The 15,127-nt window shown below is 67.5% G+C and carries 11 protein-coding genes; 9 read left to right on the forward strand and 2 right to left on the reverse strand.

The features are described 5' to 3' along the window. The first annotated feature begins 2 nt into the window (after window positions 1–2). The 6 genes from E4L96_RS00350 (at window position 3) to E4L96_RS00375 (ending at window position 7,731) form a co-directional block, all read left to right on the forward strand. Window positions 3–329: a VanZ family protein gene (locus E4L96_RS00350; RefSeq protein WP_135205255.1), complete on the forward strand. Its 327-nt coding sequence runs from the start codon at window positions 3–5 to the stop codon at window positions 327–329. Window positions 330–338: 9 nt separating this feature from the next. Then, a complete protein-coding gene (locus E4L96_RS00355) occupies window positions 339–1,085 on the forward strand; it encodes a Crp/Fnr family transcriptional regulator (protein ID WP_135205256.1) in 747 nt (248 codons plus the stop codon). Window positions 1,086–1,194: 109 nt separating this feature from the next. Further along, on the forward strand, window positions 1,195–1,989 hold the full coding sequence (locus E4L96_RS00360; RefSeq protein WP_135205257.1) for an ABC transporter permease: 795 nt from the start codon (window positions 1,195–1,197) through the stop codon (window positions 1,987–1,989). Then, on the forward strand, window positions 1,989–3,206 hold the full coding sequence (locus E4L96_RS00365; protein ID WP_135205258.1) for an ABC transporter ATP-binding protein: 1,218 nt from the start codon (window positions 1,989–1,991) through the stop codon (window positions 3,204–3,206). Before E4L96_RS00360 ends, E4L96_RS00365 begins: the two co-directional genes overlap by 1 nt. Then, window positions 3,203–4,549: a class I SAM-dependent methyltransferase gene (locus tag E4L96_RS00370; RefSeq protein WP_167758553.1), complete on the forward strand. Its 1,347-nt coding sequence runs from the start codon at window positions 3,203–3,205 to the stop codon at window positions 4,547–4,549. Before E4L96_RS00365 ends, E4L96_RS00370 begins: the two co-directional genes overlap by 4 nt. Further along, complete coding sequence (locus E4L96_RS00375) at window positions 4,546–7,731, forward strand: glycosyltransferase (protein ID WP_135205260.1); 3,186 nt, start codon at window positions 4,546–4,548, stop codon at window positions 7,729–7,731. The genes E4L96_RS00370 and E4L96_RS00375 overlap by 4 nt, the downstream gene beginning before the upstream one ends. 9 nt (window positions 7,732–7,740) lie before the next feature. Here the strand turns inward: E4L96_RS00375 and E4L96_RS00380 are convergent, their stop codons facing one another. Together E4L96_RS00380 and E4L96_RS00385 are read right to left on the reverse strand one after the other, a co-directional pair. Next, window positions 7,741–9,747 (reverse strand): acyltransferase family protein, encoded by a 2,007-nt coding sequence (locus tag E4L96_RS00380; RefSeq protein ID WP_229414158.1) that lies wholly within the window; start codon window positions 9,745–9,747, stop codon window positions 7,741–7,743. A 116-nt stretch (window positions 9,748–9,863) separates the two neighbouring features. Beyond that, window positions 9,864–11,366 (reverse strand): DEAD/DEAH box helicase, encoded by a 1,503-nt coding sequence (locus E4L96_RS00385; RefSeq protein WP_135205261.1) that lies wholly within the window; start codon window positions 11,364–11,366, stop codon window positions 9,864–9,866. 238 nt (window positions 11,367–11,604) lie between these two features. Here E4L96_RS00385 and E4L96_RS00390 point away from each other — a divergent pair, with 238 nt between their 5' ends. Genes E4L96_RS00390 through E4L96_RS00400 form a run of 3 tightly spaced genes read left to right on the forward strand, consistent with a single transcriptional unit; the run spans window position 11,605 to window position 15,072 of the window. Then, the gene (locus E4L96_RS00390; protein WP_135205283.1) at window positions 11,605–12,585 is read left to right on the forward strand and encodes a glycosyltransferase family 2 protein; all 981 of its coding nucleotides are present in this window, start codon (window positions 11,605–11,607) and stop codon (window positions 12,583–12,585) included. Then, complete coding sequence (locus tag E4L96_RS00395) at window positions 12,578–12,958, forward strand: GtrA family protein (RefSeq protein ID WP_135205262.1); 381 nt, start codon at window positions 12,578–12,580, stop codon at window positions 12,956–12,958. The genes E4L96_RS00390 and E4L96_RS00395 overlap by 8 nt, the downstream gene beginning before the upstream one ends. Next, window positions 12,955–15,072, forward strand: coding sequence for an ArnT family glycosyltransferase (locus E4L96_RS00400; RefSeq protein ID WP_135205263.1), 2,118 nt, complete (start codon window positions 12,955–12,957; stop codon window positions 15,070–15,072). The genes E4L96_RS00395 and E4L96_RS00400 overlap by 4 nt, the downstream gene beginning before the upstream one ends. Window positions 15,073–15,127 lie beyond the last annotated feature (55 nt).

A 15,127-nucleotide genomic window follows, 5' to 3' on the forward strand; every position in this document is an offset into this window, starting at 1 on the left:
TGATGCGCTGGGAAGTGATCCTGCTGCTGGCCAGCGCCCTCGGCATCGCCATCGGCTGCCTGACGCCGGTCGGCAAGCTGCCGATCCTGCCGCATGACAAGCTGCTGCACTTCGGCTGCTTCGGATTTGCCGCCTGGCTGGCCGGACGCCTGGTGGACGGCCTCTGGCCCACCGTGGCCGTACTGGCCGCCGTGCTGGCCGCCAGCTGGGGTATCGAGCTCTTGCAGAAACTGGTGCCCGGACGCACCTTCTGCTGGCGGGACATGGCCGCCAACGCAGCTGGCATCGCCGCTGCGGGTGTGGCCCTCGCCGCTCCGCACATTGGATAATCGAAACACATGACGGACGAGAACCGACAACCCGAGGCCCTGCCCGCCGACTCCGGCACGGCCGCGCCGACCCCGCAACAGGTCGAGGTCCAGGTCCACCTGCGCAAGATCCCCCTGCTCGCCAACCTGAGCGAGGAGGAGATGAAGCTGGTGAAGGGCGAACTGCGCTTCCGCGAGTACGCGCGGCGCGACATCGTCCTGCAAAAAGGGGGCACCGGCGACGCCCTGCTGTTCTGCATCACCGGCAGCCTGCAGGTCATCGACATCACCGAAGACGGCCGCGCCATCGGCCTGCGCATCCTGCAGCCGGGCGACTTCTTCGGCGAAATCGCCGTCATCACCGGCTCGATCCGCTCGGCCTCGGTGGTCGCGCTCACGCCCTGCCTGGTGGCCCTGCTGCCGCGCGCCACCGCCCTGCACCTGTTTTCGCACTCGCCGTCGGTGGCTAATCAGATGCTCAAGTTCCTGGCCGAGAAGGTGCAGCGCGACTCCCAATTCCGCGCCCTGCTCAGCATCCATAACACCGCCAAGCGCATCGTCAGCTACATCGACCTGATGAAGAAGGAAAAGGAAGGCGAAGGCGCGGTGGTGGAGAACCTGCCGACCCACCAGGACATTGCCAACATGATCAACACCAGCCGCGAAACGGTCACCCGCACGCTGCTGATGCTGGCCCAGCAAGGGATCATCAAGAAGGGCACCCATCAGCTCATCATCATCAAGCCCGATGAGCTGAAGAAACTGGCGCAGAGTTGACCGGGCGGCAACAGTGCGCGTGCTATAATCCGGACCGCTTTTTTTCGCCGGCGCACCGCGCCCCTGCCATGATCCGATTCGCGCCCTGCCCCCGCGCCCGACAATGAGAATGCCGCTCATGCTGGCTGCCATCTGGCAGTACCGCGGCTTCATCTCCGGCAGCGTGCAGCGCGAATTCCAGACCCGCTACCGCAACTCGCTGCTCGGTGCCCTGTGGACCGTGCTCAATCCCCTCGCCATGATCCTGGTGTACACGCTGGTGTTCTCCAGCGTGATGGGCAACCGACTGGCCGGGCACGCGAGCGGCTTCGCCTACAGCATCTACCTGTGCGCGGGCATCTTCACCTGGGCGCTGTTCGCCGAGATCACCACGCGCTCCACCAACGTCTTCATCGAACACGCGAACCTGATCAAGAAGCTCAGTTTTCCCCGCATTTGCCTGCCCGTGGTGGTGGTGCTCAATGCGCTGGTCAACTTCGGGATCATCTTCGGCCTGTTCATCGCCTTCCTCGCCGTCAGCGGCAACCTGCCTGGCTGGCCGCTGGCCGCGCTGGTGCCGCTGCTGCTGGTGGAAGTGCTGTTTGCCATCGGCCTGGGCATGGTGCTCGGGGTGCTCAACGTGTTCTTTCGCGACGTGGGACAGGCCTTCACTATCGTGCTGCAGTTCTGGTTCTGGTTCACGCCCGTGGTCTACGTAGCCACCGCGCTGCCGGTGGAAGTGCGCGGCCTGCTGTCCTGGAACCCGCTGTACGGCGTGATCGCCGGCTTCCAGCGCGTGCTGGTGGATGGCGCCTGGCCTGAGTGGTCCGGCCTCCTGCCAGCGGCGATTCTCGGCGTGCTGCTGTGCGCCCTCGGCATGCGCCTGTTCCGTGGGCGCGTCGGCGAAATGGTGGACGAACTCTGATGGGCAGCGTGCGCGTACAGGGCCTGGGCAAGGCCTACAAACAGTACCCCACGCGCTGGGCGCGGCTGGCCGAATGGCTGGTGCCCGGCAAGGTGCCGCGCCATTCGCTCAAATGGATCGTGCGCGATATCGACCTCTCGCTGGCGCCCGGCGAAGCGGTCGGCATCATCGGCGTCAACGGCGCGGGCAAGAGCACTTTGCTCAAACTGATCACCGGGACCACCCAGCCAACCGAAGGCCACGTGGAGGTGCACGGCCGCCTGGCCGCGCTGCTGGAACTGGGCATGGGCTTCCACCCCGACTTCACCGGGCGCCAGAACGTCTTCATGGCGGGCCAGCTGATTGGCATGTCGGTGGAGGAGCTGCGCGCGGCGATGCCGGACATCGAAGCCTTTGCCGAAATCGGCGACTACATCGACCAGCCGGTGCGCGTGTACTCGTCCGGTATGCAGGTGCGGCTCGCGTTCGCGGTGGCGACCGCGCGCCGGCCGGACGTGCTGATCGTGGACGAAGCTCTGTCCGTGGGCGACGCCTACTTCCAGCACAAGAGCTTCGAGCGTGTGCGCCAGTTCCGCAGCCAGGGCACCACCCTCATGATCGTGAGCCACGACCGCGCGGCGATGATGGCGATCTGCGACCGCGTGGTCCTGCTGAACAACGGCCGCGTCGAGGTCCAGGGCCCACCCGAGCAGGTGATGGACTACTACAACGCGCTGATCGCGGAGCGCGAAGGCAGCAGCATCGTGCAGAGCGAGGCCAATGGGCGCATCCAGACCAGCTCCGGCACCGGCGAAGCGACGGTCAGCAAGGTGTGGCTGGAAAATGCGCAAGGCGAGCCGGTGGAAGCCGTCAATGTGGGCGAGCCGGTGACGCTGTGCGTGCGCGCGCAGGTGCTCAAGCCGGTGGCACGGCTGGTGCTGGGCTACATGATCAAGGACCGCCTCGGCCAGCCCATGTACGGCACCAACACCCACCACATGGACCAGGTGCTGAGCGACGTGCCGGCGGGCGAGGAGATCGAATTCCGCTTCGCCTTCCCGCTCAACCTGGGTCCCGGCAGCTATTCCGTGACCACGGCGCTGACCAGCACCGAGACCCACCTGACCGACAATTATGAATGGCGCGACCTGGCCCACGTGTTCGTGGTGGTGAACCTGAACCGGCGCCAGTTCGTGGGCTCCAGCTGGATCGAGCCGACCGTGGAGATCATCCGATGAGCGACAATTTCTACCGCGCGTTCGAGGACCGCTACCGCGGCTCGCGCGAGGTGATCATGGAGCGGCTGCGCGCCTATCTCCCCTTCCTGGAGCCGCTGGTGGCCGCGTACCCGCAAGGGCGTGCGCTGGACCTCGGGTGCGGGCGCGGCGAGTGGCTGGAGCTGACCTCCTCGCTCGGCTTCGATGCACACGGCGTGGATCTGGACGATGGCATGCTGGCCGCGTGCAGCGCGCGCGGGCTGCAGGCGGAGCGCGGGGATGCGCTGTCCGCCTTGCGGGCGGCGGCGGATGGGTCGCTGGCCCTGGTCTCGGCCTTTCACCTGGTCGAGCATATCCCGTTTGACGATGTGCGCACGCTCATTGCGGAGGCGCGCCGTGCGCTGGTGCCGGGCGGGCTGCTGGTGCTGGAGACGCCGAATCCGGAGAACCTGGTGGTGGGCGCCAGCACCTTCTACAGCGACCCGTCGCACCTGCGGCCGGTGCCGTTGGAACTGCTGTCGTTTGCGGTGGAGTACGAGGGCTTCCCACGCCGCAGCTTGATGCGCTTGCAGGAAGATCCGGCCTTGCGCGGGCGGGCGGATGTCACCGTGGCCGATGTGCTGCGCGGGGCGAGCCCGGACTACAGCGTGGTGGGGCAGAAGGATGGTCCTGCGGAGCTGCTGGCTGGATTTGACGAGGCTTTCGGGCGCCACTACGGCATTGCGATGCACGACCTGGCCTCGCGGCAGGAGGCCACGCAGGCGCGCCACCTGGAGCAGACGCATGCGCGCATCGCGCAAGTGGACGCGCGCTTCCCGTCCGTGCTGGACGAGCTGGAACACCAGCGCCAGCACATCGCCGAGCTACGGCAGGCAAACCATGAACTGGACAAGGCGATTCACTGGCTCGATGGCCGCTTGGCGGCCTCCGACGCGCGCGCCGATGCGATGGCGCAGCGGGTGATCGATCTGCTGGAGAGCACATCGTGGAAAGTGACAGAGCCATTGCGCGCGGCGGCGGATCGCTGGTACCGCTTGCGTGCTGCCGTACGTGAGGGCCGCGTGGGTGCCGCCGTGAAGCGCCGCGTGCTGCGCGTGGTCGTCGCAGGCGGTCGGGTCGTGTTGCGCAATCCGGCCGCCAAGCGCATCGCCCGCCGCGTGCTGCGCGCGTTCCCCTCGGTCGAAGAAAAACTGCGCCGCGCCATGTTCCAGGCGCCCGTCGTCACGATGCCCTCCGCCGCGCCGCCCAGTGACATCTCGCCACGCACGTCGCGCATGATTGCCGCCCTCCGCGCCGCCCAGCAGGAACAGCAGAGCGCAGGCAGGCCTCCACGCGTCGCCGAGCAGGAGCAACCTAAAGCATGAAACTCGCCATCGACTTGCAGGGCGCCCAGCTGGCTGGCGCCGACGATGTCCGCACCTTGGCCCTGGCCATCGCCGCAGCCGCGGACACGCACGAAGTCCAGCTTCTTCTGAACGCAGCCCTTCCAGGCCTCGCTGACCTGCGTACCGCGGCCCTGCGCGTCGCTCCGAACGCCCGCGTCCAGGTCCTCGACTACATCGCGCCACCCGCAGACGCATTGTCGTGGCAGGCGCGCGCCAACGAGCGTGTGCGCGACTTCGTGCTCGCGACGATCGCGCCGGACGCGATCATCGCCACCGGCCTCGATGCACCGCCGAACAGCGCCACTGTCCGCACCTCGTCCGCCTGGTACGACCGCACCTTCGCCCTGCTGGCCGCCGCGTCAACGCACGCTGCGCCCGGCGCCGCCGCCCACCTGCTGGCCCGTACCCAAAGCACTGCCACCGGCCAAGTCATCGCCGCCGCGGCGACGCCGACCGACAGCACCAGCACAAGCACCGCCGGGCCCTCGCCGGCATTGGAAACCGCCCCCGCGAGCGCTCCCGCAGCGCACACCCTGGCCGACCGCTGGCAGCTTCCATCGAACGCCGTGACCACGCTGTCCTCCGACGACGCCCAAGCCGCCGGCACCGCCCTGGAAGCCATCGCCGCCTGGCACGCCACGCACCCGCAAGCCGCCGCGCCCCGCGCCCGCCGCAAGCTCGCGCTGGTCTCCCCTTTGCCACCCGAGCGCACCGGCATCGCCGACTACATGGCCCAATGCCTGCCCGCGCTGATGGAATGGTTCGACATCGACCTCATACTCAAGCAGAGCAAAGTCGACCTCCCCGAAGAGTGCAAGGACCTCCCCCAGCGTGACGTCGACTGGTTCGACGCCCACGCCCACGAGTACGACCAGGTCCTCTACCAGTTCGGCAACAGCCCCTTCCACTCCCACATGTTCGGCCTCCTGCAGCGGCACCCGGGCGTGGTGGTGCTGCACGACTTCTTCCTGTCCAGCGTCCTGGCGTACGAGCAGATGACGCAGGCGATGCCGCACGTGTGGACCGACGCCCTGTTCCACTCGCACGGCTACGCCGCCGTGCGCGCCGCCCTGCAACCCGGCGGCACGGAAGCCGCCACCGCGGCCTACCCCTGCAACCTCGACGTGCTGCAAGGCGCGACGGCCGTCATCGTCCACTCCGAGCACGCCCGCTCCATGGCCAGCGAATGGTACGGCCCGGGCGCAGACCGCAACTGGCACATGGTCCCGCTGCCGCGCTCCACGCCGCCCGCGCTGGACCGCGCCGCCGCCCGCGCCGCCCTCGGCATCTCCGCCGATGCCTTCGTGATCTGCACCTTCGGCTTCGTCGACCGCCGCAAGCAAAGCCACCGCCTGCTGGACGCTTTCCTTGCCTCCCCGCTGGCACAGGATCCGCGCTGCGAGCTGGTGTTCGTCGGCTCCAACCACGCCGATACCTTCGGCAACCGAATGGTAGAGACGATCCGTAACGCAGGCCTCGGCCAGCGCATCCGCATCGCCGGCTGGACGGACGAACCGGTCTACCAGCAGTACCTGCAAGCCGCGGATGTCGGCGTGCAGCTGCGCAGCCAGTCGCGCGGCGAGACTTCGGCCGCGGTCCTGGACTGCATGAACTACGGCTTGCCGACCATCGTCAACGCCAGCGGCTCCATGGCCGCGCTGCCGAATGACGCCGTGGTCAAACTCGCCGAAGAATTCGAGACTTCCGACCTGTCGGATGCGCTGACGGCCCTGTACCGCGACGCCGAGCGCCGCGCGACGCTGTCGCAGAACGCGCTGGCCGTCATCGCCCGCGAACACCGCCCCGAACACGCCGCGCGCACCTACGCCCAGGTGCTGGACGAAACGCTGGCCGTGCAGGATCAGACCCTGCCCGCCCTGCTGCGCGACCTCGCCGCCATCGTCCCGCAGGACGACGACTCCGTGCGCGCCGCCGGCGCCCTGCTCGCCACGACCGGCGCACCGCTACCCCGCCCCCGTCAATTGCTGGTGGACGTGACCAATATCGTACGCCATGACCTGGGCACCGGCATCGAACGCGTGGTCCGCATGCAACTGCTGGAACTGCTCGCGCAGAGGGCCACCGGCCTGCGCGTCGAAGCCGTGTACCTCTCGAGTACGGGCGGCCGCTGGCACAACCGCTACGCGCCGCAGTACTGCTGCCGCATCCTCGGCATGGAGCAGGTGGTGGGCGTCGACGCCCCGGTGGACCTGCTCCCCGGCGACATCCTCTACGCACCCGACTATGAACCTGCCGCCACGGTCGAAGCCGCGCGCGCAGGCGTATACGCGAACCTGCGCGCGCGCGGTGTGCAGACCGCCTTCCTGATCCACGACCTGCTGCCCGTCCTGCGCCCCGAGTTCTTCCCGCCTGGCGCCGACGCGCGCCACGCCACATGGCTGGACACCATCCACGCCAACGCGGACCGGCTGGTGTGCATCTCGGACGCCGTGCGGCAGGAAGCGCAGGCATGGTTCAAGGACCGTCCCAACTCTGGCGACAACGCACCAGCTTATGCCGTCGTCCACCACGGCGCAGACCTGGGCCAAGCGCCTGCCCCCACGGTCGCGGGCCAGGCCGATGCCGAGCTGCTGGCCCGCATGGGCAAAGCCCCGTGCTTCCTCATGGTCGGCACGATCGAGCCACGCAAAGGGCATTTGCAGGCGCTGGACGCCTTCGAGCAGCTCTGGCGCGAGGGCGTGAACGCGCACCTCGTGATCGTCGGCCGCGAGGGCTGGCGCGGCCTGCCGGACGACGAGCGCCGTACGATCCCGCGCATCATGTCACGCCTGCGCGAGCACCACGAACTGGACAAGCGCCTGTTCTGGCTCGATGGCGTGAGCGACGCCGTGCTGGAGCAGGTCTACCGCCAGAGCACCTGCCTGCTCGCCCCGAGCGAAGGCGAAGGCTTCGGCCTCCCCCTGATCGAAGCCGCCCACCACGGGCTGCCCGTGCTGGCACGTGGCATCCCCGTCTTCCGCGAAGTTGGCGGCACTGCCGCCGCCTACTTCGAAGGCGACACCGGCGCCGACCTGGCTCATGCTATCCGCACCTGGCTCGACGACTTCCACGCCGCCCGCCACCCGAAGCCCGAGGCCATGGGCTCCATCACCTGGCGCGAGAACGCCCAGCGCCTGCTGGCCGCGCTAACCGGCCACTGACGCGGCACCTCAGCGCAGCTTGTCTGCTGCCCAGCGGGCGAATTCCTCGCCGACGAGGAGGTCGCCGCGGTAGCTGAGGTGGTGGGTGTCGCGGTAGATCACGATGTCGTCCTGCTTGACGTGGCATTTGCGGTCGTCGCAGAAGGCGGCCGAGGGGTCGAACACCAGCACGGACGGGAACTCCTTCAACACAGACATCACATCGGCGTTCGCCGCCAGCTGCGCGGCGTAGGCGGAACGCGGGATGGCGCAGTCGACGCGGGTCTTGGAGGTGGGCACGGCGCCGCGGCCGATGCAGGTGCGCGGTTCCCATTCCAGCTTGGGCGTATCGGCCACGTAGATCACACGCTTACCCTTCGCGGTGAACTGGCGCAGCGTTTCGCGCAGCGCCGGCAGCAGACGCGCCTTCTCGTCCGCGCCCTGGTGCAGGGACAGGGCGGTCGACAGGATCACGGTCTTGATCGACGGCGTATTCAGCGCCAGTTCCAGCATGCCCGGAGTCGCCAGCTGGTACTCGTCTCCGGTACCGGGCAGCCCGATGAACGGCACCCGCGTACCGAACTTGACGAGGTTCTCGCCGCGGGAGTGCCAATACTTCATCTGGCCCGCAACGATGTGATACGCGTGACTGTCGCCGATCAGCGCCACGGTCGGCTCGCGCTTCACGTCGTCCATCAGACAGTAGCGGTAAAAAGAATCGAACCCGAAGCGCGCCTTGCAAGCCTTCGCATTCTCGACGTCTTCCACCAGCACCAGGTCCTTCTGCTGCAAGGCCGTATCGACCACTGCGGAACGCTGCGGCAGGCCGTCGGACTGGTAGATGAATGCACCCAGACCACCGAGCGCACATACGGCAGCCACCAGCCCGCCCACGCGCACGCGGCGGCGTGACGACGAATAGCGCAGCGGGCGCTCGACAAAGCGCCACGTCGCCCAAGCCAGCATCACCGAAGCGCCCAGCAGCACCAGCTTGAGCGGCCGCTCTGGAATGTCGCCCTCCACGATGCGCGCATAGGACAGCAGCGGCCAATGCCACAGGTAGAGCGGATAGCTGATCAAGCCAATGCCGACCATCAGGCGGTTCGACAGCAGCACGCGGTTCACCCACGCCAGTGGCCCCGCGATGATCAGCAACGCCGCGCCCAGCACCGGAAGCAGGGCCCAGTTGCCGGGGAAGGACTGCTCGCGCCGAACCAGCAGCAGCGCCAGGGCAAGTAACGCGAAGCCTGTCCACGCCAGCCGATTGCGCGAACCCGCGCTACTGAAGCCCGCCCGCGCCACCACGCGCCCTTCGCGCATCACGCCACCGAACAGGCTTACGCGGTACACGCCGAACCACGCAATCGCCCCGCCCACCAGCAGCTCCCACACCCGGCTCGCCGGCGAATAGAACGTCGCGGTCGGCCACCGATGCACGCCGCCAATATTGACCAGGAAGGACACCGCCAGCACCGCCAGAATGGTCTTGAGCAGCGACACGCGCAGGCGAGCCGCCACCAGCAGTACCAGCGGCCACACGATGTAGAACTGCTCCTCGATCGCCAGCGACCACAGATGCAGCAGCGGCTTGGTCTCGGCCGACGTATCGAAATACCCGACTTCGTTCCACAGGAAGACGTTGGAGATGTACCCCGCCCCGCCCAGTACATGCTTGCCCAGCTGCTTGTACTCGTCCGCGAACAGCCCGAACCAGCCGAAGGCCAGCGTGGCCGCCAGCACCAGTCCCAGCGCGGGGAAGATGCGCAGCACGCGGCGTGCGTAGAAGTCGGCGAAGTCCAGCGTCCCACGCCGCAGGTTGGCCAGCAGGATGGTGCCGATCAAATACCCGGAGATGACGAAGAAAATATCCACGCCGACGAAGCCGCCCGGCAGCTTGCCCGGGAAGGCGTGGAACAGCACCACGGACAGCACGGCGACGGCACGCAGGCCATCGATGTCGGGGCGGTAGGACGGGTGAACGGGAACGGCAGGCGCGCGCGTGGCCGGCGCCGCCTGCTGCGGATTCTCTAGCTTCATGGACGGACTACTTGGTCTTGTTATGGACGTGTTATCCCGTCATTGTAAGCCCGCCATGCCGCCGCAGGACGAAAAAAAAGGCCGGGTCACCCCGGCCTTCATCGATGCAGCGAGCCTTAAGCCTTGGGCAACCCGCCCAGCAGTGCGGCGACCGGGCGCTTGCCCGCCTTGATGGCGCTGCGCGGTGCGACCGTTTGCTCGGCCTTCGGCTCCGCAGGCTGCGTCGGCTCGTACGGCTTGAGGAACCACGGATCCACCTTCTCGCGGCGCAGTGGGGCCGGACGGCGCTCGCCACGGTCCGAACGCTCGCTGCGGTCGGGGCGCTCACTCCGTTCGGGGCGTTCGCCACGGTCAAAGCCACCGCTGCGATCCGCACGCACTTCGTCCGAACGCCCGCGGCGGCGCTCACCACGGTCCGACGCATCGCGCGAACGGCGCGGCGGCTCGAAGCCTTCCAGCTGCCCGCGCGTGATCGTCTGCTTGATCAGCTTTTCGATATCCACCAGCAGGCGCTCGTCGGAATCGGTGTAGATCGACATCGCATCGCCCGACGCGCCCGCGCGGCCGGTGCGGCCGATACGGTGCACATAGTCTTCCGCGTTGTACGGCAGGTCGTAGTTGATCACGCACGGCAGGTCCGAGATATCCAGGCCGCGCGCGGCCACGTCGGTAGCCACCAGCACTTCGATCTCGCCCTTCTTGAAGGCGTCCAGCGCCGCCATGCGTTCCTGCTGCGTACGGTCACCGTGGATGGCCAGGGCCTTGATGCCGTCCTGCTCCAGCGAGCGGGCCAGGCGCGAGGCACCAATCTTGGTGTTCGAGAAGACGATCACCTGCTTCAGCTCGTGCTTGCGGATCAGGTGCGCGACCACATCGCGCTTGTCCTCTTCGCCGACCTTGTAGACCACCTGGGTCACGCGGTCCGCAGTCGCATTCGAGCGAGCCACCTCGATGGTCACCGGATCGGTCAGGAAGCTGTTGGCCAGCTTCTTGATCTCGCCCGAGAAGGTGGCCGAGAACATCAGGTTCTGGCGCTTTTTCGGCAGCAGGTTGATGATGCGCTGCAGGTCGGGCAGGAAGCCCATGTCCAGCATGCGGTCCGCCTCGTCCATCACCAGCATCTGCACCTGGCCCAGGTTCACGTTCTTCTGCTCGACGTGGTCCAGCAGGCGGCCCGGCGTGGCGATCACGATTTCCACGCCGCGGCGCAGGGCCTCGGTCTGCGGTTTCATGTCCATGCCGCCGAAGACGACGCAGCTGCGCAGCGGCGTGTGGCGCGAGTAGGCAGCCACGTTCTCGGCCACCTGCACCGCCAGTTCGCGGGTCGGGGTCAGGATCAGGCCCCGCACCGGATGGCGCGCGGGGCTCATGCTGGTGCTGGCGTGGGCCAGCAGCTGCTGGATCATCGGCAGCGAAAAGCCGGCGGTCTTGCCGGTGCCGGTTTGAGCGGCCCCCATGACATCGCGCCCCTGGAGCACGACGGGGATGGCCTGCGCCTGGATCGGCGTGGGGATGGTGTAGCCCTGGTCGCTCAGCGCGCGCTGGATCTCGGGCGCGAGGCCGAAATCGGAAAAGCGCGGCGTCGCCGGAGCGGTATCGGGAGTGTTCGTATCTGACATTTGAGCCGCCTCCCTCACTGGAGGCACGTATTCATGACATGGGAAAGCCCTACAGCATACCTCAAATCGCCCTGACCGTACACGCGCCCGCCTGCCCCGGCCCATCCGGCTCAGCCTTATGGTTTATACTCTTGCATTTAACAAGCCTGCAACATCGCTGTTGTGCAGCGCCAGTCTCATGCATATTTCCATTCGCGAATCCGCCGAAGCCGCCGGGGCTGCTGACACCGTCGGCGCCATGCCGCCCACAGGCACCGGGGTCGCGGTCATCATTCCCAGCTACAAGGTGACCCGCCACATCCTGGGCGTGATCGCGGCCATCGGGCCGGACGTCGAGCGCATCTACGTGGTGGACGACCGTTGCCCGGACCAATCCGGCGCCTTCGTGCGCGCCGAGTGCCGGGATCCGCGCGTGACCGTGCTGGACCACGCCGAGAACCAGGGCGTGGGCGGGGCGGTCATGACGGGCTACCGCGCCGCGCTGGACGATGGCATGCAGATCCTGGTCAAGGTCGACGGCGACGGCCAGATGGACCCGGCCCTGCTGCCCGCCTTCATCGCGCCCATCCTGGCGGGCGAGGCGGACTACACCAAGGGCAACCGCTTCTACGACCTGGAGCAGATCGGCGCCATGCCGCCGGTGCGCCTGTTCGGCAATGCCGTGCTGTCGCTGCTGACCAAGCTGTCCTCCGGCTACTGGGACCTGTTCGACCCCACCAACGGCTACACCGCCCTGCACGCCACGGCGGCCTCGCACCTGCCCTTCCACAAGATCAGCAAGCGCTATTTCTTCGAGACGGACATGCTGTTCCGCCTGAACACGATCGGCGCGGTGGTGGTGGATGTGCCCATGGACGCCAAGTATGCGGACGAGGTCAGCAACCTGAAGATCAGCCGCATCGCGACCGAGTTCCTGTTCAAGCACGTGCGCAACTTCGGCAAGCGGGTGCTGTACAACTATTACCTGCGGAACATGTCGCTGGCCTCGCTGGAGCTGCCGCTGGGCCTGGCCATGCTGCTGTTCGGCACCATTTTCGGCGCCACGCACTGGATCGAATCGGCGCGCGCCCATGTGCCGACCCCGGCGGGCACCGTGATGGTCGCCGCCCTGCCCTTGCTGATGGGCATGCAATTGGTGCTGGCCTTCCTCGCCTACGACATCAGTTCCGTGCCACGCCGCCCGGTGCAGAAGAAGTCGCTGTTCCGCCGCAATGCGTAGCCTGCTCGCCCACCGGCGCCAGTTCCTCGTGTACCTGGCCGGCGGCGTGCTGTCGGCGGTGGTGGACGTGGGCGTGCTGCAGATGATGCTGTCGGCCGGCACGGTCGCGGGCGCGGCGGTCAGCGCCGGGTTCGCGGCAGGACTTCTGGTCAATTACCTGTTCCACCTGCGCGTGACTTTCGGCGGCTCCGCCGAGTCGGGCAACTTCGTGCGTTACCTGTGCGTGGTGGGGCTCAATTATGTGCTCACGCTCGGCTGCGTGGCGCTGGGCGTCAAACTTGGCGCGGGCGTGCTGGTGGGCAAACTGGTGGCGCTGCCGCTGGTCGCCCTCAACGGCTTCGTGCTGGGCAAACTCTGGATTTTCCGCTCATGAGCAATACCTCCGCCGGATTGAACAACAACCTGTCCACTTCCGCCACCGGCCGTCCGCAGACGCGGATCATCGTCGACCTGCGCACCCTGGTGCCGCTGGCGCTCATCATGCTCGGCTGCCTGGTGCTGCTGGTGCTGCGCATGCGCGGCCTGTTCCCGCAGGTGTTCGCGGACGAGCTGCTGTATTCCACGGCCGCGCGGCTGGAGCCGATGAAGCAGGCTGTCCTGCCCTCGTATGTCTACTTCGCGCTGTTCGGCGCCACCAATGCCTGCGGCCCGGCCTTCCTGTCCTGCGCGCGGGGCCTGAACGTTGCCCTGTTCGTGGCGGCCGCGCCTTTCATCTACCTGTGCGCGCGGCGCTTCTGCGACCGCGCGCCCGCGCTGTGCATCACAGCGTTCGCACTGTTCTCGCCGGTGAACAGCTACGTCTTCTACTTCATGCCCGAGGCGACCTACTTCTTCGGCATGTGGGTCCTGATGTGGTTTGCGCTCACGCGCTACGACCGTCCGGGGGCGGGCTACGGCGTCGGCCTGGGTGTGCTGTTTGGACTGCTGTCCATGGTGAAGGCGCACGCGCTGTTCATCATGCCCGCGCAATGCGTGTTCATGCTGTTTCTCGGCTGGCGCGAGCGCGCGCTGGTGGCACGCATCATCGCCATCGCGGCCATGCTGGTCACCTTTGCCGTGGTGCGCGAAGGCCTGGGCTACCTGCTGGCCGGACCGGCAGGCCTGGACTTGCTGGGCAGCTTCTATGGCACGGCCGCCAAGGACAACCAGCAGGGCAGCCGCGTCGCGCAGTTGCTGCTTCCGGCCTTTGTCAGCCTCAAGGGCCATCTGCTGACGCTGATGCTGCTGGTGCCGCTGCCGCTGGCCGCCCTGCTGTGGAGCGCAGGGCAGCGTAGCGTGCGCGCCGACCATCACCGCGCCGCGACCCTGCTGGGCGCCGCCCTGCTGTTCGCCGCGCCGTTTGGGTTGACGGTGATGTACACCGCGTCCATCGCCCACGTGGAGAACGAAGCCACCCGCCTGCACCTGCGCTACTACAGCTATGCCCTGCCCCTGCTGCTGATGATCGGCGCCGCCGGCCTGGACCAGGCCACCGCGCAGGCACGGCGCTGGCCGCGCGCGATCCTGGCCGCACTGGCCGGCGCCGCGCTGCTGTATGCCATGTACCGGCTGCGTATCGAGTACCGCCCCAACTACATCGACAGCCCGGAGATCATGGCGTTCTTCCAGCGCCGCCCGTGGATGATCGCGCTGGCCCAACTCGGCCTGCTTGGCTGGTGGGTGGTGCAGCCGCAGCGTGCCGCGCGCTGGTTTGTGCTCGCGCTGGTGCCCGTGCTGGCCTTCCATCTGATGCTCGGCATGCGTGACCAGGTGAGCGCCATGGGCCAGCCTAACGTCGCCGATGCCGCGGGCATCTTTGCGCGCGAACATCTGCCGCCGCAGGAGCGTAAAGGCCTGCTGCTCGCCGGCGGCCACCTGGGCCTTCTGATGCGCGCCAAGTTCCAGCTGGACGCGCCCGAAGTGCAGATGCTGCCGCTGCCGGACGGCGTGGAGTTCGACGCCAGCCAGGTGCCGCGCGACCGCGACTGGCTGCTGCTGATCGGCGACCATGCCCTGCCACCTGACCTCAAGGTGGTGGCGCGCAAGGAGGAATTCGTGATGGTGCGGCTGGAGAACCGCTTCACGCCACTGGCCAGCGTGGACCTGAACCGGCCTTTGGTTCCAGGTGGGGCCATCACCTCCATCGAAGGCCTGGGCGAGACTGAGGACTGGGGCACCTGGTCCGTGGCCAGGCGCGTGGTGATTCATCTGCGCGATCCGGCGCCGGTGCGCCTGCACCTGGTGCTGCGCGGCCGCGCCTACGGGCCCAATCTGGGCAAGGATGTGATGGTGCATGCGGGCGAGGCGTCCGGCCACTTCCGCTTCGATGGTGAACTGCGCGACGCCACAGTGCGCCTGCAGACCGATGGCCGCCAGCGCGACATCGTGCTGGAGATCCCCGAGCCGACCTCCCCACAGCAGCGCGGCGAAAGCGGCGATACGCGCACGCTGGGCATCGGCCTGTCCCAGATCGTCATTGGCGAAACGCAGGTGATGCCGCTGCGCTGACGCGGCGATGCGTCTGGCAAAAACACCAGGCTGCCGTTTTTATAACAGAGGTGTG

The sequence above is a fragment of the Zemynaea arenosa genome (assembly GCF_004614185.1).
GTDB classification, from domain to species: Bacteria; Pseudomonadota; Gammaproteobacteria; order Burkholderiales; family Burkholderiaceae_D; genus Telluria; species Telluria arenosa.

What these genes read in the sequence shown, in the direction of transcription:
- E4L96_RS00370 (WP_167758553.1), top strand. Translation starts at nt 3,203, where the DNA reads ATGAGCGACAATTTCTACCGCGCGTTCGAGGACCGCTACCGCGGCTCG.
- E4L96_RS00360 (WP_135205257.1), top strand. Translation starts at nt 1,195, where the DNA reads ATGCCGCTCATGCTGGCTGCCATCTGGCAGTACCGCGGCTTCATCTCC.
- E4L96_RS00385 (WP_135205261.1), bottom strand. Translation starts at nt 11,366, where the DNA reads ATGTCAGATACGAACACTCCCGATACCGCTCCGGCGACGCCGCGCTTT.
- E4L96_RS00380 (WP_229414158.1), bottom strand. Translation starts at nt 9,747, where the DNA reads ATGAAGCTAGAGAATCCGCAGCAGGCGGCGCCGGCCACGCGCGCGCCT.
- E4L96_RS00395 (WP_135205262.1), top strand. Translation starts at nt 12,578, where the DNA reads ATGCGTAGCCTGCTCGCCCACCGGCGCCAGTTCCTCGTGTACCTGGCC.
- E4L96_RS00375 (WP_135205260.1), top strand. Translation starts at nt 4,546, where the DNA reads ATGAAACTCGCCATCGACTTGCAGGGCGCCCAGCTGGCTGGCGCCGAC.
- E4L96_RS00390 (WP_135205283.1), top strand. Translation starts at nt 11,605, where the DNA reads ATGCCGCCCACAGGCACCGGGGTCGCGGTCATCATTCCCAGCTACAAG.
- E4L96_RS00365 (WP_135205258.1), top strand. Translation starts at nt 1,989, where the DNA reads ATGGGCAGCGTGCGCGTACAGGGCCTGGGCAAGGCCTACAAACAGTAC.
- E4L96_RS00355 (WP_135205256.1), top strand. Translation starts at nt 339, where the DNA reads ATGACGGACGAGAACCGACAACCCGAGGCCCTGCCCGCCGACTCCGGC.
- E4L96_RS00350 (WP_135205255.1), top strand. Translation starts at nt 3, where the DNA reads ATGCGCTGGGAAGTGATCCTGCTGCTGGCCAGCGCCCTCGGCATCGCC.
- E4L96_RS00400 (WP_135205263.1), top strand. Translation starts at nt 12,955, where the DNA reads ATGAGCAATACCTCCGCCGGATTGAACAACAACCTGTCCACTTCCGCC.